This is a genomic window from Pigmentiphaga litoralis (genome assembly GCF_048632615.1).
Lineage (GTDB): Bacteria > Pseudomonadota > Gammaproteobacteria > Burkholderiales > Burkholderiaceae_B > Pigmentiphaga > Pigmentiphaga litoralis_B.
On sequence record NZ_CP184479.1, the window covers coordinates 4,855,327 to 4,872,673 of the forward strand.

Genomic DNA, 17,347 nt, shown 5'->3' on the forward strand with positions numbered 1-17,347 from the left:
CTAGACTAAGGCTTCACCAGATTCTCCGGAAGTCCTATGTCCCGTTCGGCCCGTACCAGCGATATCACCGACATGTACCCGCACGCCGCATCGTGCGATATCCAGTTCCGCAGCTTCGGCAAACACCGCATTTTTGAAGGCCGCATCCGTACCCTGCGCACGCTTGAGGACATCGGCCTGATCAAGCAGACACTGGCCCAACCCTCCAAGGGCGAAGTGCTGGTAGTGGATGGTGGCGGATCGATGCGCAGTGCACTGATGGGTGACATGCTGGCGGGCAGCGGCGTCGACAGCGGGTGGGCAGGGGTGGTGGTCTACGGCGCGATCCGCGATTCGATGCTGATCGACAGCCTGGCCATCGGCGTCAAGGCGCTTGGCACCAACCCGCGCCGCAGCGCCAAACGCGGCGACGGGATCGTCGACATACCCGTATATTTCGGCAGCGTCACGTTCGAGCCCGGACACTATCTGTACAGCGACGAGGACGGCATCGTCGTGCTGCCTTCGCCGGCCGACCTGTAATTGAAAAACCCCTGACGGCGTGGCTCGATGGCCATGCTGTCAGGGGGCGTCTCATCAGTCGACCTGCACGTTGGCTGCCTTGATGATGGCGCCGTACTTGTTCAGGTCCTGCTGCATGAACGTGCCAAAGGCGGCGCCCTGCAGATCGGACTTGACCGCACCCATGTTGCGCATCTGCGTCTGCACGGCCGTGTCGGCCAAGGAGGCACGCGTATAGGCCTGCAGCTTGGTGATCACGGCAGCCGGTGTCTTGGCGGGCGCGAACAGGCCGAACCAGGCCTCGGTGTCATAACCCTTCAGGCCGGCTTCGTCCAGCGTCGGCAGGTCGGGCAATTGCGGCGAACGCGTCTTTGCGCTCACGGCCAGGCCGCGCAGCTTGCCTGATGCAATGTGCTGCGTCACGGTCGGAATGTTGATCATCAGGGCCGACACTTCACCGCCCATCAACGCGGTCACGGCAGGCGCCGCGCCCTTGTAGGGCACGTGCGTGATCTGCGTGCCGGCCATCGAATTGAACAGCTCGGCCGACAGGTGCGACAGGCTGCCGTTGCCGCCGGACGCAATGTTCAGCTTGCCAGGGTTGGCCTTGGCGTAGGCAATGAATTCCTGGATGTTCCGAACGGGCAGATTGGGGTTCACCACCAGCACGTTCGGTGCGCTGGCCACGAGCGCAATCGGCGTGAAGTCCCTGACCGGATCCCACGACAGCTTCTTGTACAGGCCGGGTGTCACGGCATGCGAACTGGCGTTGCCCATCATGAGCGTGTAACCATCGGGCGCGGCCTTGGCAACCGCGTCGGCCGCAATGCCACCGCCCGCGCCGGGCCGGTTCTCAATCACGACACTCTGGCCGAGCCGCTCGCCCAGCACCTTGCCGATGCTGCGGGCAAGAATGTCGGTGCCATCGCCCGGGGGCGCGGGCACGACCAGGCGGATGGCATGGTCAGGATAGTCGGCGGCGAACGCGGGCGCGGCAGCGACAACCGACAGCGCGGTCAGGCCAGCCGACAGGGCCGAGCGCGACACACGGCTCAAAGAGGGGACGAACTTCATGGTGGTGCTTCCTTGGGTGCGGGGCGGGGTGGTCAGGAATCGAAGGCGCGTCGGGTCAGGCGGCGACGCCCTTGACGTCGATATTGAAGAAGTCGATGGCGTTGTCGGCCCAGATCGCTTTCTTGTCGGCGTCGGTCAGGTCCGGGTGCTCGGCCACCAGTTGGCCGATCTGCTGTTCGCCCAGCGGGAACGGGTAATCCGATCCCAGCATGATGCGGTCGGTACCCATGACCTCGGCCAGCAGGCGCAGCGCGCGCGGATCGAAGACTGCCGAATCCACGAAGAAACGTTTGACGTATTCCGACGGCGGCTTCGGGCAATCCTTGCGCACGATGTCGCGATGCTTCCATGCGTTCTCGACGCGGCCCAGCAAAAAGGCAAAGCTGCCGCCACCATGGCCGAAACAGATCTTGAGCGATTCGGGAATGCGTTCGAAAGCGCCCGACAAGATCAGCGACAGAATGCCCAGCTGCGTTTCGGCCGGCATGGACACCAGCCACGGCAGCATCCATTGCTTCATGCGATCGCCGCCCATCATGTCCCAGGGGTGGACCAGGATGGGAATGTCCTCGTTGGCGCAGTGCTGCAGGAACGTGACCAGGCCTTCGTCATCCAGATCACGATCGCCCATGTGATTGCCGATCTGCACGCCGTGGTGGCCAATGGACATGGCGCGCGACGCCTCGCGGCAGGCTGCGTCGATATCCTGCAGCGGCACCTGCGCCAGTGCGATCACCCGGCCCTTGGTGGGCTCACAGAATTCGATGGCCAGCTCGTTCATGCGCTGCACCCACGGCATCACGCGGTCGGTCGGATATTCATAGCCGAACATGATCGGCGTCGAACACGTGACCTGGATGTCCACCTTCTGCGCGTCCATCTCGGCCAGCCGGGCATCCACGTCCCACAACGCGTCGTACACCGGCCGGAAGGGCTGATCCGCGCGCATGATCTGGCCGGACTTGCCGCCTTCATCCACGCGCAACCAGGGGCCGCGGACGGGGTCCAGGGCGGCGGCTTCCGCCTGCGTGATCCGCGGGAAGAAGTGGGAATGCATGTCGATTTTCATGGTCGTCACCTGGCGGGTCAGAGGGGTTTGTATGCGATCGCCTTGATCTCGATACGCAGGTGAGGGTGGGGAAGCTGGTGCACGCCAACGGTGGTGCGAGCCGGACCGGTGTAGTCGAAGAACTCGCCATACACCTCGTTGTAGCCGCCAAAGTCATTCATGTCGACGAGGAAGGTGCTGATCTCGACCACGTCGGTCAACGACGCGCCCGCTGTTGCCAGAATGTCACGAATGTTCTCAATCACGGCACGTGTCTGCGCGCGAATGTCCAGGCGCGTTGTGCCCATCGCATCGACTTCGACGCCGGCGAACGAATTGTCGGCGCGGCGCGAGCTCGTACCCGACACGAACAGGAGATCCCCCGCCCGCTTGATATGCGGATACTTTCCGCGAGGAGTGGCCTTGCCTTCGATGACCTGCGCTTGTGTCGTCATGATGTCTCGTATCCTGAAGTTCCGCGCGCGGCATGCATGCCAGCGTCGCACCGCGAGAGTCTAGGGAGGATACGTACAAAAGAACACAAGCTATTTGGAGTCCTGGTATTCGAAATGGGAATGCCCAGGGTTTGAGTACATCTGATCAAGGACTCTAAGATCGAGAGCACAGCGGATCCGGGTCCCCCCGTCCGCCAGTGCTGCCCCTGGGGGAGGCGCGCAGCGCCTAGGGGGCATACCCACCGGGGTTACACTGGTTTTTTTGGAGGCCCCCCATGATCGCGATCGAAATCACCCAGCCTGGCGCACCTGACGTTCTGAAGCCTGTCGAACGGCCTATTCCCGAAACCTGCCGCCGGCGAGGTCTTGATCAAGGTCGTGGCAGCGGGCGTCAATCGCCCCGACGTCTTCCAGCGCAAGGGCAGCTATCCGCCGCCTCCGGGCGCGTCCGACCTGCCAGGTCTGGAAGTCGCGGGTGTCATCGTTGGCGGCGACGCCGGCGCCGCTGGCTTCAAGGTGGGTGACTCCGTCTGCGCTCTGGTGAACGGCGGGGGCTATGCCGAATACTGCGTCGCGCCGGCCGTGCAATGCCTGCCGATTCCGGCCGGCCTGTCCATGGTCGAAGCCGCCGGCCTGCCCGAAACGTACTTCACCGTGTACAGCAACGTCTTCATGCGCGGCCGGCTGTCCGGCAACGAACGCTTCCTGGTGCATGGCGGCGCCAGCGGCATTGGCACCACGGCGGTCCAGATGGCCACGGCCATGGGCCACGCCACCTACGCCACCGTCGGCAGTGACGACCGCGTTCGCGCCGTCGAACAACTGGGCGCCGTCGCCGGAATCAACTACAAGACCCAGGACTTCGTGGCCGAGATCAAGCGCCTGACGGACGGCAAGGGCGTCGACGTCATCCTCGACATGGTGTCGGGCGACTACATTGGCCGCGACCTGCAATGCCTGGCCGATGACGGCCGTATCGTCATGATCGCGATGCTGGGCGGCACCAAGGCCGAACAGCTCGACCTGAACCTGATGATGCGGCGCCGCCTGACGCTGACGGGTTCGACACTGCGCCCCCGCGACGCCGCGTTCAAGGGCAGCGTGGCGACCGCGTTGCGCGAACACGTATGGCCCTTGCTCGAAGCCGGCAAGCTCAAGCCCATCATCCACGCCACCTTCCCTTTGGCCGATGCCGCCAAGGCTCACGCCATGATGGAAGCCGGCGAACAGGTCGGCAAGATCATGCTCACGATCTAGTTTTTACGATAGGTGCTGTAGCGAGAGGCCAGAAGCCGATACAATCGATCTTTTGCCCAAGCCGTCCGGCTGAACATTCGGGGCAATTTTCGATGTGCACTCGATGACCACTACTCAGCAGAAGATCCGCCGTCTCGTCCTTGGCAACTGGAAAATGCATGGCGAGCTTGCCGCCAACGCGCAGCTCCTGTCCGCTATCCGTTCCGGCTGGAACCAGTCCTCGAATGCCGCCGCCTGCGACGTCGGCGTCTGCGTTCCGTTTCCCTACCTGTCGCAAGCCGAATCCGCATTGCACGGGTCCGACATCGCCTGGGGCGCGCAAGACATCAGCCGCTTCGACAAAGGCGCCTACACAGGCGAAGTGTCGGGCGCCATGCTTGCCGATTTCGGGTGCCGCTATGTGCTCGTGGGCCATTCCGAGCGCCGCAGCATGCACGGCGAATCCAGCGACGTCGTGGCTGAAAAGGCCAAGGCGGCGCTCGCGGCCGGCCTGACGCCGGTCGTGTGCATCGGCGAAAGCCTGGAAGAGCGCGAAAGCGGCCGTTTCCTTGACGTGATCCACGCGCAGCTCGCGCCTGTGCTCGCCTTGGGATCCGACGCCGTCGCGCGCATGGTGCTGGCCTATGAGCCCGTGTGGGCCATCGGCACCGGCAAGACCGCCAGCCCCGAACAGGCGCAGGAAGTGCACGCCGCGATCCGCGCCGCGCTGGTCGCCGTCAAGTGCCCGGGCGTCCGTATTCTTTATGGCGGCAGCGTCAAGGCAGCCAACGCGGCCACCCTGTTCGCGCAGGCCGACATCGATGGTGGGCTGATCGGCGGTGCCGCCCTGGTCGCCGACGAATTCTTGCGCATCGCCGAGGCGGGCGCGTCAACCCGGAGTCTTTAATGTCTGTTTTGTTCACCGTCCTGCTGATCGTGCAGGTCATTTCCGCCATTACCATCATCGTCCTGGTGCTGCTGCAGCAGGGCAAGGGCGCCGACATGGGCTCGGCATTCGGCGGCGGTTCCGCAGGCAGCCTGTTCGGCGCAACGGGCGCAGCGAACTTCCTGTCGCGCGCCACCAAGTGGGCGGCGGTTGTCTTCTTCCTGACCACCGCGGGCCTGGCCTACCTTGGCCGTCCGGCCGCATCCGTCGCCCCCGCGGGCGGCGTGATGGACGCCGTGCCAACCGACCGTTCCGTGCCATCGGTTCCAGGCCTGCCGCGTCCTCCGGTTCCTGGTAACGACAACTCGGTTCCTGTTGCACCGACCGCGCCGGCCGCACCTGCCGCCCCCGCAACGCGCAGCTAAAAAGTTGGGAAGTCTGGCGACACCCTCGCCGGATTTCCTATATACTAGCGGGCTTGGAGCAAATGCCGTCGTGGTGAAATTGGTAGACACGCTATCTTGAGGGGGTAGTGGCGAAAGCTGTGCGAGTTCGAGTCTCGCCGACGGCACCAACGAAATTCGAAGTCGATTGAAAAGAACCTGCAACCGTCTTGAACGCGCAGGTTTTTTTTCGTCCTGGCTCAGCCATTCTGCTGTTCACATTCACCGGTATCATGGCTTTGTCGTCGCGACGCGCAAGGCCGCCGACATTGGCCTTTGCGTTTCGACGCCGCTATCGCAGCACGCCTGCCGCGTCCAACGTGAAGAATGCCCATGACTGATTCCGTTCCGCTTTCCGCCCCGCCTGCTCACCCTTTCGAGCCTGCACTGCCTACCCCCTGGCCTACCGAATCCTTTCGCGACGCGTCCGCCGCGGTAGCCCGGCTGATCGCCATTTACGAACGTAACACCGCGTGGCTGGTGGCGTGCTTCAAGGACATCGTGGCCGCCCAGGCCGCTGAAGCCGGACGCGTGCGAGCGTGCTATCCCTTCATCCGCATCCGTGTCGACACTTACGACTCGGTGGACTCGCGCCTGTCGTACGGCCACGTGGCGGAGCCCGGCGTCTATCAGGCCACGGTCACGCAACCGGCCTTGTTCGAGGAATACCTGACCGAGCAGATCAAGCTGCTGATCCAGAACCATGGCGTGGCAATCGACGTGGGCGAGTCGGACGTGCCGATCGCCTTGCACTTTGCGTTTCCCGATGGCACGTATGTGGAAGGCGAACAGATTGAAGCGCTGAAGCGGCCGCTGCGCGACATGTTCGACGTGCCGGACCTGGCGATAACCGACGACGCGATCGTGAACGGAACGTGGTTCGGCAATGACACGTCGCCGCGTCCGCTTGCGCCCTTTACCGCCCCGCGTATCGACTATTCGCTGCACCGGCTGCAGCACTACACGGCAACGGCGCCGACGCATTTCCAGAACTACGTGCTGTTCACCAATTACCAGTTCTATGTGGACGAGTTCTGCGAGCGCGCGCGGGCGCTGGTGGGCAGCGGCGAGTATGACGCGCTGGTGGAGCCGGGCAACCGCATCACGCGGCATGGTGATAGCGAGCCGAACCGGGTCGCGGTGGCGCGGCTTCCGCAAATGCCTGCGTACCACCTTGTCCGGCCCAATAATTCTGGCGTGACGCTGGTCAATATCGGCGTCGGGCCATCCAACGCCAAGACGATTACCGATCACATTGCCGTGCTGCGTCCGCATGCCTGGCTGATGCTGGGCCACTGCGCGGGATTGAGCACGTCGCAGCGGCTGGGCGACTACGTGCTGGCGCATGGCTACGTGCGTGACGACCACGTGCTGGATGCGGACCTGCCGACCTGGGTGCCGGTGCCGCCGCTGGCCGAGGTGCAGGTGGCGCTGGAACAGGCGGTGGAACAGGTGGCAGGGCTGTCGGGGTGGGAGCTGAAGCGCATCATGCGCACGGGTACCGTGGCCACGATCGACAACCGCAATTGGGAACTGCGCGAGCAGCTGGAACCGGTTCAGCGCTTTGCGCAGTCACGCGCGATTGCGCTGGACATGGAATCGGCAACGATCGCGGCCAACGGGTTCCGCTTCCGGGTGCCTTACGGGACGCTGCTGTGCGTGTCCGACAAGCCATTGCACGGTGAGCTGAAGCTGCCCGGGATGGCCAGTGCGTTCTATCGCCGGCAGGTCGGGCAGCACTTGGATATCGGCATTCGGGCGCTGGAACTGCTGCGCGAGATGCCGCCGGAAAGGCTGCATTCTCGCAAGCTGCGCAACTTCATGGAGACGGCGTTCCAATGAAGGGAGGGGCGCTGGCCCAACTGCAGTGTACTGACGATCAGTGCACTGCTTTCTTTTCAGTTGAACTTGCGCACCGCATCCAGCGCCAAACCGGCGCCGATGCTCCCGAACACGTCACCTTCCACACTGCGCGCGGCGGGCACCACCGCCGACAGCCGCTCCCGCAGCAGCGGCAGGCGGCTCGAGCCCCCGTAAAGAACACCGTGTCGATGTCCGCAGGCGCGACATTGGCCTTGCGCAAGACGTCTTGCACCGTCACTTCCACCTTGTCGACCAGATGTCCGACGGCCTTGTCGAACACTGCCCGTGTCACATCGACGGACTGGCCCGGCGCAACACGCGACAGATCGATCACCGCCTGGCCGGCATCCGACAGCGCAATCTTGGCTTCTTCGACCTGCATCGCCAGCCAGTGGCCCGACCGTTCCTTGACCATGCCAAGCAGCAGCGCCAGCTTGTCTTTTTCAGCGGCCTCGCCGTAGATGTCGTTCAGGTGCGCCCAGGCTTTGCGGCTGTAAGCCAGGTTGATGGTGTGCCAGCAAGCCAGGTTATTGAACTGGGTGGATGGCACGTCCTTGCCACTGGTCAGCTTGCTGCCCAAGCCGAAGCGTGGCATGACCGTGGCCAGGCTAAGGTACTTGTCGAAGTCGACGCCGCCAATATGCACACCGCCATTGGCGAGGATATCGTCGCGCCGTTCCAGTTTGGCCGCACGCTCGGGGCCCAACCGGATCACGGAAAAGTCCGAGGTGCCCCCGCCGATGTCGACGACCAGCACCAGCTCTTCGCGATCGATCTGCGATTCGTAATGGAACGCCGCAGCCATCGGTTCGAACTGGAATTCAATGTGCTTGAACCCGACCGACGCGGCAATCTCGGCCAACGTCGTTTGCGCCAGGTCATCGGCCACGGGGTCGTCGTCGACAAAAAACACCGGACGGCCCAGCACGGCGCTGTCGAACCGGCGGCCCGCGGCGGACTCGGCGCGATGTTTGAGTTCGCCAATGAATTTGGCAAGCAGCGTCCGAAAGGGCAGGGCGCGGCCCTGGACTTCGGTGTGGCCTTCCATCAGCGAGCTGCCCAGCAGGCTCTTCATGGACCGCATCAGCCGGCCGTCATAGCCGGCCAGATAATCGGCAAGCGCAGCGCGGCCGTAGCTGATTTCGGCGTCTTCGTCATGGAAGAAGATGGCGGAAGGGAGCGTCGGCTTGCCCTGTTCCAGATCGAGCAGGGCCGGGTGTCCTGGCCGGCTCCATCCCACGGTGGAATTGGACGTGCCAAAGTCGACGCCGCATGCGGTAGACATCATCAAGGTAAGCAACTCACGTAATTACGCGTCGCCTGTCGCGACGGCCCGCCAGTGTAAACGCAAGCCGAGGGATGGCTCCGCGCCGGCCCAACCCCGACCAGGAAGTGTTGCTTCCTGGTGAAGGGGCCCGCCCGACTAGGTCCTTGGCATCAATCCCGCAAGATATACCCCATGATCACTTCGTTGATGTGCGAGATGCGTTCGGCCTTGGCCTTGGCGGACAGCAGGTCGCGGCCGAAGGCGGACGACAGGGTGTGATTGTTCGACAGGTAGAAATACGACAGCGCCGCGATAGACACATACAGCTGCACGGGGTCGACGCCGCCCCGGAAGACGCCGGCGGCGCGGCCGCGTTCCAGGATGCCGGCCAGGGTTTCGATCAATGGCGAATTGACGTTCTGCACATTGTCGGACTGCGCCAGATGCCGCGCGCGGTGCAGGTTTTCGCTATTGAGCAACGTAATGAATTCGGGGTGGGCAAGGTAGTACTCCCACGTGAATTCGGTCAGCTTGCGAACGGCGTCGGCCGGCGACAGATGCTCCAGATGGAGCTTGCGTTCGGCCGCCCGGATATCGTCGTACGCGGCTTCCAGCACGGCCAAAAACAAGGCTTCCTTGTTCTGGAAGTAGTAGTAGATCAGCCGCTTGTTGACCTTGGCGCGTTCGGCAATGCGGTCAACGCGCGCGCCGCCCAGCCCGTACTCGGCAAATTCGTCGCGGGCGGCCAGCAGGATTTCAGCCTGGGTGCGGTCGGCATCGCGTGATCGCTGACGCGGGTCTGTCGTGACGTCGCTGGTCATCGGCGAGTCGCTGACGACGAGGAGGGGCAAGGGGGCATGCGCGACGAGAAGATCAAATCAGGCTCCGGAATGGCCGCGATTATACAACCCGGCCATGCCCGATACGCCGTCAAACCGCGCTGCGATGCCGTTCGATGCAGGTGGCCAGCGTCTCGGCGCCGGGGCGCTTCCACCAGTTGTCTTGCGAAAAGATCTCGACTTCGCTGTAGCCGGCAAAGCCCTGCGCTTCGACCCAGCCGCGTATCAACGGAATATCGATGACGCCGTCCCCCGGCATGCCACGGTCATTGAGCAGGTCGGTGGTCGGCGTGAGCCAGTCGCACACGTGGAAGGCCAGCAGGCGGGATTTACCGGCGCGGGCGATCTGTTCGCGCAGTTTTGGATCCCACCACACGTGATACACATCGACGGCCACGCCCAGGGCGCCGGTCTTGCCGGGGTCCAGGCGATCGCAGATGTCCAGCGCCTGTTCCAGGGTGTTGACGCAGGCGCGATCGGCTGCGTACATAGGGTGCAGGGGTTCGATGGCCACTGGCATGTGCGCGCCCTTGGCATATTCCAGCAGTTCGGCAATGCCTTCCTCGACCTGCGCGCGGGCGCGGGCGATATCCGTATAAGCCGCCTTGCCCGCCAGGGCGCCTGGCAAGCCGCCGACGACCAGCACCAGACACGCTGCATTCAGTTCGGCCGCTTCGTCGACCGCACGGCGGTTGTCGGACCGGGCTGCCAGGTGGCCGGGGGTGTCGGTGTAGGTAAACATGCCGCCGCGGCAGTAGCCGGACAAGGCCATGCCATGCGCGCGCACCGCGCGTGACGTGGCCGCCAGGCCCGCCGACGCCACCTGGTCGCGCCACGGCGAAATGGCCCGCACGCCCTGTTCGGCGCACTGGTCCAGAATGTCCAGCAGCGGGACCTCGCGGCCTTCCTGCCGGCGCAGGGTCGCGGTATTGATGGAAAGCAATTCGTGGCTGTCGGAAAAATTGCGCATGGGTGCATCCGGTAAAAGCAGGTTGTTCAATCTTGAGCGTTCAATCCACGCGGATATTCGCTTCCTTGATCACGCGTGCATACGTGGCGGTCTGCTTGTCGATGAAGCCCGAAAATTCCTGGGGCGTGCTGCCATTGGCGATAAAGCCCTGGGGTTTCAGACGTTCTTCGACCTGCGGCGACCGCATGGCCTTGGCCACTTCGGCAGACAGCTTGCGGGTGACCTCGGCGGGCATGCCGGCCGGCGCCCACAGGCCATACCAGCTCGACATATCGAAGTCGGGCAGGCCCGACTCGGCCACGGTCGGCACGTTGGGCAGGCTCGCGACGCGCGCGCGGGTGGTCACGGCCAGGGCCTTGAGCTTGCCGCTTTCGATATGCGGATAGGACGACGGAATCGCGTCGATCAGGGCGCTGATCTGTCCGCCCAGCACGTCATTCAACGCACCGGCGGTGCCTTTGTAGGCCACGATGGGGATGTCGATCTTGCTTTCGAACTTGATGGCTTCCTGGGCAAGGTGCATGGGGGATCCGAGGGCCGACGTGCCGAACGCGTACTTCGACGGTGTCGCCTTGGCCAGGGCGATGAATTCCTTCAGATTCGATGCCGGCACGCCAGGATAGGCGGCTAGCACCATGGGCACTTCGCCCAGCAGCGATATCGGCGTGAAGTCGCGCGCCACCTGGTAGGGCGTGGCCTTGATCAACAGCGGATTGGCGACCAGAGTGGGCGACTGCACGAGCAGGGTGTAGCCGTCGGGCGTGGCCCTGGCCACCGCTTCGCTGCCGATCGCGCCGCTGGCGCCCGCGCGGTTTTCCACCATGAAGGTTTGGCCCATCTGTTCGGTCAGACGCTGCGCCAGGACCCGCGCGACCAGGTCCACCGTGCCGCCCGGTGAATAGGGAACGATGATACGGACGGTGTGGTTGGGATAGGCCTGCGCATGCGTGGTCATCGGCAGCGCGGCAAGTGCCACGGCCACCATCGGAAGTATCGGGTTCATCAACGTCTCCTGGATGTGCGGGCGCTTCTCTGACGGAAGCGTCTTGGGCAATGCGGCAAGACAAGCGTGGCGGAACAGGTAACCGGGTCAGCAGTCGCAGGGCATCTTCAGCATGCGCAGCGCGTTCTTGAAGTAGATGCCTTCCCGGTCGTCGTCGGACAGATCCAGGCTGTCGATCGCTTCCGGAATGGTCCGCAGGAACATCGGGCCTCCTTCCGGATCGAAGGGGCAGTCGGTGGCGAACAAAACATGATCGGCACTGAAAAATTCCAGCCCGCAGCGCAGGCCGGCGCGGCCGCCCGCCAGCGCCGTGTCGGCGTAGAACATCTTGAAGTAGTCGATCGGCCGCTTGGGCATTGCCTTGAGCAGGCCTTCGTAATCTTCGTCGGACGTGCGGCTGCCGAATTGATCCAGCCCCGGCCCGACGCGGCCGTCAAAGAAGGGAATCATCGCGCCCATGTGGTGCGTGATGACTTTCAGGGTCGGCAGCTTGTCGAAAAAGCCCGAGAACACCATGCGTGTCATGGCCGCACTGGTTTCGTACGGCCATCCGAACGTCCACCAGATCTCGAACTTCGACTTGGTTTCGGTCAGGTAGTCGGGCATGTTGGCGCCGCGTGCCGGGTGCATCCACACGGGCACGTCGTATCGGGACACGGCACGTTCAAAGATGGGCCAGAACTCGGGGTCATCCAGCGGGCGGCCGTTCACGTTGGTGAACACCTGGATGCCGCGCGCGCCCAGTTCCGTGATCGCACGGTCCATTTCTTCAAGCGCGGCGGGCACGTTGTTCATCGGCAGCGAGGCGACGAACGCCGGAAACTTGTCCGGATGCGCGTCGCGGATCTTGGCCATCTCGTCATTGGCCAGCCGTGCCATGTCGGGCGATTGGTCGGGCCCGGCAACGAGTTCGATCGGCGGATTCGACAGCGTCAGGATCTGCTGATAGTCGGGGTGATCTTCCATCATCTTCAGCCGGGCATCCAGGTCGTACAGCACCGGAATGGTCAGCCAGCGTTTGATCGCGCCCTTGTCCTTGGCCATGTCGGCCATGCGATCGAAATAGGCGCGCGGCAGAATGTGCGCGTAGCTGTCGAGTTGTCTCATGCTGACTCCGATCCCCTCGGTTTTTATTCGACGCCGTGCTGGGCCAGCAGCAGCTTCATGCGATGCACGGCCAGGTCCGGCCGCTCCAGCAAACCGGCCGCATCGGCCAGGCGGAACAGCTCGGCAAAGTGCGGCAAGGACCGCGCGCTTTGCTGGCCGCCTACCATGGTGAAGTGGCTTTGGTGCCCGCCGAGCCAGGCAATGAACACCACGCCCGTCTTGTAGTAGCGCGTGGGCGCCTTGAAGATGTGACGGGACAGCGGTACGGTGGGCGCCAGGATGGCGTGGAACCGGTCGGTGTCGCCGGCCGCCAGGGCCTGCAACGCCGCGCTGGCGGCAGGGGCGATCGCATCGAAGATGCCGAGCAGTGCATCGCTTTGCCCATGATTGGGCGACGCCCCTTCGTTGTCACCCGCAATCAATTCGGCATAGTTGAAATCGTCACCGGTATACATGCGCACGCCGGGCGGCAGACGGCGCCGCATCGCGATCTCTTTGTCCTTGTCGAGCGAGAGATCTTGATGCCGTCGACCTTGTCGGGGTGCGCGGCAATGATGCCGAGCGCCGTGTCCATGGCGGCGTCCAGATCATCCGTGCCCCAGTAGCCGGCCAGAGCCGGATCGAACATGCTGCCCAGCCAGTGAAGGACGACCGGCTGCCGGGCCTGCGACAGGATGCGGTCGTAGACACGTTCGTAATCGGCGGGTCCGGTGGCCACTCGGGCTAGGGCGCGGCTCGCCATGACGATCAGCTGACCACCCAGCGATTCGATCGCTTCCATCTGGGTTTCGTAGGCGCAGACCACGTCGTCGACGGACCGGGCATCTTCCGGGGCCAGGTGGTCGGTGCCGCAGCCCGATGCCACCCTTGCGCCCGGCACGTCCTTGGCCGCGTCGAGTGACCGGCGGATCAGTTCCAGAGACGTCGGCCAGTCCAGCCCCATGCCGCGCTGCGCGGTATCCATGGCTTCGGCCACGCCCAGGCCCAGCGACCACAGCCGCTGGCGGTAGGCAATGGTCGCGTCCCAGTCGATCTTGCTTTCAAGGAACGGGTCGATGGCAGCCAGCGGATCGGCCACCACGTGCGCGGCCGAATAGGCAATGCGGTTGAAGGGCGCGGTCGGCGCGGATGCGCGGATGGGATCGGCGTCGCGCAGGGTGTACGGCGCCAGCCTGCCTTGCAGGTCGGGTAGGGTGAGGGTGGCGGGCATGGTGCGCCTCACAGCCCGAGCGAGGGCACATCGACCCAGCGGCGGTCTTTCCAGCTTTCCAGCGCGGCTTCGACGAGTTGCACGCCCTTGGCGCCTTCGGGCAGAGTCCAGCGGTAGGGCGCATCTTCCACCACGTGGCGAATGAAGTGTTCCCACTGGATCTTGAAACCGTTGTCGAACGGTTCGGTGTCAGGCACTTCCTGCCATTGGTCGAAGAAGTTCATTTCCTGCTTCTGATCGGGGTTCCACACCGGACGCGGCGTGGCGACCCGCGACTGGATGCGGCAGTCCGTCAGCCCGGCCACCGCCGACCCTAGCGTGCCGTCCACGTGGAAGGTGACCAGGTCGTCACGGCGTACACGGGTCACCCACGAACTGTTGATTTGCGCAACAACCGGTTCGCCGTTGTGACCCTTCAGCTCCAGTGTGGCGTACGCGGCATCGTCGGCCGTGGCGGTGTAGGGCTTGCCTTCTTCGTCCCAGCGTTTCGGGATGTGGGTCGCGCCAAGGCACGACACGGACTGCACTTCGCCGAACAGGTTGTCCAGCACGTACCGCCAGTGGCAGATCATGTCCAGGATCACGCCGCCGCCGTCTTCCTTGCGGTAGTTCCACGACGGCCGCTGGATGGGTTGCAGGTCACCTTCGAACACCCAGTAGCCGAACTCGATGCGCACCGACAGCATCTGGCCAAAAAAGCCGCTGCGGCGAAGCATGTCCAGTTTCCGCAGACCCGGCAGGAACAGCTTGTCCTGCACCGCGCCGTGCTTGAGCCCCGATTCCTGCGCCATGCGGCAGACTTCCACAGCCTCATTCAGATTGGTGGCGATGGGCTTTTCGCAGTAGACGTGCTTGCCGGCGCGGATGGCCTTGGCGAGCAGGGTGGGGCGCATCTGCGTGGTGCCGGCGTCGAAAAAGATCGTGTCGTTCTTGTTGGCCAGCGCGGCGTCCAGATCGGTGCCCCAGCGGTCGATGCCGTGCCGGCGCGCCAGCGCGGCGATCTTTTCCTCGTTGCGGCCGATCAGGATCGGGTCGGGCATGACCTTGTCGCCGTTCGAAAGGGTCACGCCGCCCTGGTTGCGGATCGCAACGATCGAGCGGATCAGGTGCTGGTTCATACCCATGCGGCCGGTCACGCCGTGCATGATGATGCCGAGTTGTCTGGTGGTCATGTCTGGATGTCTTCTCTTGTCGAAAGGGAGCGCCGGGTTATGGCGAGCGTGCGGCGCCTGCGGTACCGAATCACGTTCGGCTTAATTAACCATTGAGTGAATTGTGGGCGGCAACGATGCCCGTGTCAACTCATCGCCAGGTCGCCGTGGACTAGGGGTTTCACCAAGGATGTATTTCAGCCAGCGCGGGAGAGGCACGCCACTCGACGCTTGGAAAGCTTGCCCGTGTTGACGGGGGCCATCTTTGTGGACACAACGTCGTCAATTAACTGGATGGTGAATTTAAAGCGTTGCGGGTGCCTTCAGGGCGTGCATCAGGCCGAACTGCCGACGCAACCCGCTGGTTCCCCATCAAATCGGCGCCGGAGCGCCGTTCGTCCATGGATCAGGACGACGCCCCTCCAGCGCCGTCCCCCGTCAATCCACGCCCATGAAGCCGCCGGTCTGATGCTGCCACAGCCGGGCATACAGCCCGCCCTTGGCAATCAGTTCGGCGTGCGTGCCGACTTCCACCACCTTGCCTTTTTCCATGACGACCAGGCGGTCCATCCGGGCAATGGTGGAGAGCCGGTGCGCAATCGCGATCACTGTCTTGCCCTCCATAAGGGTGTCCAGGCTTTCCTGGATGGCGGCCTCCACCTCGGAATCGAGCGCCGAGGTTGCCTCATCCAGCACCAGGATCGGCGCATCCTTCAGCAGCACGCGCGCGATGGCGATCCGCTGGCGTTGTCCGCCCGACAGCTTGATGCCGCGTTCACCCACGTACGCGTCAAGACCGGTGTTGCCGTTGTTGTCGGTCAACCGGTGGATGAATTCATCGGCGCGAGCCTGCCGCATGGCCTTGGCCATGTCGGCGTCGGTGGCGCCCGGCCGGCCGTAGAGCAGGTTCTCGCGGATCGACCGGTGCAGCAACGACGTGTCCTGCGCCACCACGCCGATCTGCGATCGCAGGCTTTCCTGCGTGACCTTGGCAATGTCCTGACCATCGATCAGGATGCGTCCGCCCTGCAGGTCGTACAGCCGCAGCAGTACGTTGACCAGGGTCGACTTGCCCGCGCCCGAAGGACCGATCAAGCCGATCTTTTCGCCTGCCGCGATGTCCAGGTGCAGGCCGCCGATCACGCCCGATGTCTTGCCGTAGTGGAAATGGATGTCTTCGAATTGCACGCGCCCCCGAGCCACCTTGAGCGTGGTCGCATCCGGCGCATCCACCAGGGTCTGCGGCCGGGCAATGGTGTTGATGCCGTCCTGCACGTTGCCGATGTTCTCGAAGATGCCGTTGATCACCCACATGATCCAGCTCGACATGTTGTTGATCCGGATCACCAGCCCCGTCGCAAGGGTGATCGCGCCCAGCGAAATGCGGTCTTCGCTCCACAGCCACAAGGCCAGGCCGGTCGTGCCCGCGATCAATATGCCGTTGAGCGTCGTGACCACCGTGTCCATCGAGGTGATCACCCGGCCCGCCAGTTGCGCCTTGTGGGTCTGGTCGGCCATCGCTTCGCGCGCATGTTGTTCTTCGTGATGGCTGTGAGCAAAAAGCTTGAGCGTGCCGATATTGGTGTAGCCGTCAACGATGCGACCCATCAATTGCGAACGTGCTTCGGACGAGATCACCGACCGCTCCTTCACCCGTGGCACGAAAACCATCATCGCCAAGGTGAAGCCCACGATCCAGAACAGCAGCGGCAAGGTCAGCCGCCAGTCCGCTTCGGCAAACAGCACCAGCGAGGTGACCGCATAGATCACGACGTGCCACAGCGCGTCCACCGCCTGCACAGCCGAATCACGCAGCGCATTGCCGGTCTGCAGAATGCGGTTGGCGATCCGGCCCGCGAAGTCGTTGTGGAAGAAGGACAACCCCTGTTTAAGCACGTACCGATGGTTCTGCCACCGGATCAGGGTAGTCAGGCCGGGGCTGATGGTTTGATGCACCAGCAAGTCATGCAGGCCCGTCACCACCGGGCGGATAATCATGGCGACAAAGGCCATCCATAGCAGTTCGTTCCGGTGTTCGGTAAAGAACTCGCGTCCGGTCGATGCCTGCGCCAGATCGACGATGCGGCCGAGGAAGCCGAACAGGGCCACTTCCACCAAGGCGACCGCCAGCCCCACCACCATCAAGATGACGAACAGGGGCCACACCTGCACCACGTAGTGCCAATAGAAGCGGATGACGGATTTGGGTGGCATGCCTTCCGAGGCAGGGCGGAAGGGGTCGATCAGGGATTCGAAACGGTCGTAGATGCCGCGGCGGCGGTGTTCGGGCATGA

Annotated in this window: 13 protein-coding genes, 1 tRNA gene and 3 pseudogenes; 6 read left to right on the top strand and 11 right to left on the bottom strand. The window is 63.7% G+C overall.

Features of this window, described 5'->3' with window-relative positions:
* Positions 1–36 precede the first annotated feature (36 nt).
* Complete coding sequence (rraA, locus tag ACNANG_RS22460) at positions 37–522, top strand: ribonuclease E activity regulator RraA (RefSeq protein ID WP_420224874.1); 486 nt, start codon at positions 37–39, stop codon at positions 520–522.
* Between the two features lie 54 nt (positions 523–576).
* Here rraA and ACNANG_RS22465 read toward each other — a convergent pair whose 3' ends face one another.
* Genes ACNANG_RS22465 through ACNANG_RS22475 form a run of 3 tightly spaced genes read right to left on the bottom strand, consistent with a single transcriptional unit; the run spans position 577 to position 3,078 of the window.
* A complete protein-coding gene (locus ACNANG_RS22465) occupies positions 577–1,575 on the bottom strand; it encodes a Bug family tripartite tricarboxylate transporter substrate binding protein (protein WP_420224875.1) in 999 nt (332 codons plus the stop codon).
* A gap of 55 nt (positions 1,576–1,630) precedes the next feature.
* Complete coding sequence (locus ACNANG_RS22470; protein WP_420224876.1) at positions 1,631–2,644, bottom strand: amidohydrolase family protein; 1,014 nt, start codon at positions 2,642–2,644, stop codon at positions 1,631–1,633.
* A 17-nt stretch (positions 2,645–2,661) separates the two neighbouring features.
* Positions 2,662–3,078: a RidA family protein gene (locus ACNANG_RS22475; RefSeq protein ID WP_179587000.1), complete on the bottom strand. Its 417-nt coding sequence runs from the start codon at positions 3,076–3,078 to the stop codon at positions 2,662–2,664.
* A gap of 275 nt (positions 3,079–3,353) precedes the next feature.
* Between ACNANG_RS22475 and ACNANG_RS22480 the strand changes: the two are divergent.
* The 5 genes and pseudogenes from ACNANG_RS22480 to ACNANG_RS22500 all read left to right on the top strand — a co-directional run bounded on the left by ACNANG_RS22480 (position 3,354) and on the right by ACNANG_RS22500 (position 7,485).
* Positions 3,354–4,335: pseudogene (locus ACNANG_RS22480) on the top strand (NAD(P)H-quinone oxidoreductase).
* A gap of 103 nt (positions 4,336–4,438) precedes the next feature.
* Positions 4,439–5,221 (top strand): triose-phosphate isomerase, encoded by a 783-nt coding sequence (gene tpiA / locus ACNANG_RS22485; RefSeq protein ID WP_420224877.1) that lies wholly within the window; start codon positions 4,439–4,441, stop codon positions 5,219–5,221.
* Entirely contained in the window at positions 5,221–5,625 is a 405-nt protein-coding gene (gene secG / locus ACNANG_RS22490) for a preprotein translocase subunit SecG (RefSeq protein WP_420224878.1), read from the top strand. The genes tpiA and secG overlap by 1 nt, the downstream gene beginning before the upstream one ends.
* Positions 5,626–5,689: 64 nt before the next feature.
* Positions 5,690–5,774, top strand: a tRNA-Leu gene (locus ACNANG_RS22495).
* Positions 5,775–5,976: 202 nt separating this feature from the next.
* Positions 5,977–7,485, top strand: a complete 1,509-nt coding sequence (locus tag ACNANG_RS22500; protein WP_420224879.1) for an AMP nucleosidase — start codon at positions 5,977–5,979, stop codon at positions 7,483–7,485.
* 56 nt (positions 7,486–7,541) lie between these two features.
* Here ACNANG_RS22500 and ACNANG_RS22505 read toward each other — a convergent pair.
* The 8 genes and pseudogenes from ACNANG_RS22505 to ACNANG_RS22540 all read right to left on the bottom strand — a co-directional run bounded on the left by ACNANG_RS22505 (position 7,542) and on the right by ACNANG_RS22540 (position 17,345).
* A pseudogene (locus tag ACNANG_RS22505) lies at positions 7,542–8,794 on the bottom strand (Hsp70 family protein).
* A 149-nt stretch (positions 8,795–8,943) separates the two neighbouring features.
* Positions 8,944–9,594, bottom strand: coding sequence for a TetR/AcrR family transcriptional regulator (locus tag ACNANG_RS22510; protein ID WP_420227636.1), 651 nt, complete (start codon positions 9,592–9,594; stop codon positions 8,944–8,946).
* Positions 9,595–9,703: 109 nt separating this feature from the next.
* On the bottom strand, positions 9,704–10,582 hold the full coding sequence (locus ACNANG_RS22515) for a sugar phosphate isomerase/epimerase family protein (RefSeq protein WP_420224880.1): 879 nt from the start codon (positions 10,580–10,582) through the stop codon (positions 9,704–9,706).
* Between the two features lie 40 nt (positions 10,583–10,622).
* The gene (locus ACNANG_RS22520) at positions 10,623–11,585 is read right to left on the bottom strand and encodes a Bug family tripartite tricarboxylate transporter substrate binding protein (protein ID WP_420224881.1); all 963 of its coding nucleotides are present in this window, start codon (positions 11,583–11,585) and stop codon (positions 10,623–10,625) included.
* 87 nt (positions 11,586–11,672) lie between these two features.
* On the bottom strand, positions 11,673–12,692 hold the full coding sequence (locus tag ACNANG_RS22525; RefSeq protein WP_420224882.1) for an amidohydrolase family protein: 1,020 nt from the start codon (positions 12,690–12,692) through the stop codon (positions 11,673–11,675).
* Positions 12,693–12,715: 23 nt separating this feature from the next.
* Positions 12,716–13,902: pseudogene (locus tag ACNANG_RS22530) on the bottom strand (dihydrodipicolinate synthase family protein).
* Positions 13,903–13,910: 8 nt separating this feature from the next.
* Positions 13,911–15,074 (bottom strand): Gfo/Idh/MocA family protein, encoded by a 1,164-nt coding sequence (locus ACNANG_RS22535; RefSeq protein ID WP_420224883.1) that lies wholly within the window; start codon positions 15,072–15,074, stop codon positions 13,911–13,913.
* 417 nt (positions 15,075–15,491) lie between these two features.
* Positions 15,492–17,345, bottom strand: a complete 1,854-nt coding sequence (locus tag ACNANG_RS22540; protein ID WP_420224884.1) for an ABC transporter ATP-binding protein — start codon at positions 17,343–17,345, stop codon at positions 15,492–15,494.
* Positions 17,346–17,347 lie beyond the last annotated feature (2 nt).

What these genes read in the sequence shown, in the direction of transcription:
- rraA (WP_420224874.1), top strand. Translation starts at nt 37, where the DNA reads ATGTCCCGTTCGGCCCGTACCAGCGATATCACCGACATGTACCCGCAC.
- ACNANG_RS22465 (WP_420224875.1), bottom strand. Translation starts at nt 1,575, where the DNA reads ATGAAGTTCGTCCCCTCTTTGAGCCGTGTGTCGCGCTCGGCCCTGTCG.
- ACNANG_RS22470 (WP_420224876.1), bottom strand. Translation starts at nt 2,644, where the DNA reads ATGAAAATCGACATGCATTCCCACTTCTTCCCGCGGATCACGCAGGCG.
- ACNANG_RS22475 (WP_179587000.1), bottom strand. Translation starts at nt 3,078, where the DNA reads ATGACGACACAAGCGCAGGTCATCGAAGGCAAGGCCACTCCTCGCGGA.
- tpiA (WP_420224877.1), top strand. Translation starts at nt 4,439, where the DNA reads ATGACCACTACTCAGCAGAAGATCCGCCGTCTCGTCCTTGGCAACTGG.
- secG (WP_420224878.1), top strand. Translation starts at nt 5,221, where the DNA reads ATGTCTGTTTTGTTCACCGTCCTGCTGATCGTGCAGGTCATTTCCGCC.
- ACNANG_RS22500 (WP_420224879.1), top strand. Translation starts at nt 5,977, where the DNA reads ATGACTGATTCCGTTCCGCTTTCCGCCCCGCCTGCTCACCCTTTCGAG.
- ACNANG_RS22510 (WP_420227636.1), bottom strand. Translation starts at nt 9,594, where the DNA reads ATGACCAGCGACGTCACGACAGACCCGCGTCAGCGATCACGCGATGCC.
- ACNANG_RS22515 (WP_420224880.1), bottom strand. Translation starts at nt 10,582, where the DNA reads ATGCGCAATTTTTCCGACAGCCACGAATTGCTTTCCATCAATACCGCG.
- ACNANG_RS22520 (WP_420224881.1), bottom strand. Translation starts at nt 11,585, where the DNA reads ATGAACCCGATACTTCCGATGGTGGCCGTGGCACTTGCCGCGCTGCCG.
- ACNANG_RS22525 (WP_420224882.1), bottom strand. Translation starts at nt 12,692, where the DNA reads ATGAGACAACTCGACAGCTACGCGCACATTCTGCCGCGCGCCTATTTC.
- ACNANG_RS22535 (WP_420224883.1), bottom strand. Translation starts at nt 15,074, where the DNA reads ATGACCACCAGACAACTCGGCATCATCATGCACGGCGTGACCGGCCGC.
- ACNANG_RS22540 (WP_420224884.1), bottom strand. Translation starts at nt 17,345, where the DNA reads ATGCCCGAACACCGCCGCCGCGGCATCTACGACCGTTTCGAATCCCTG.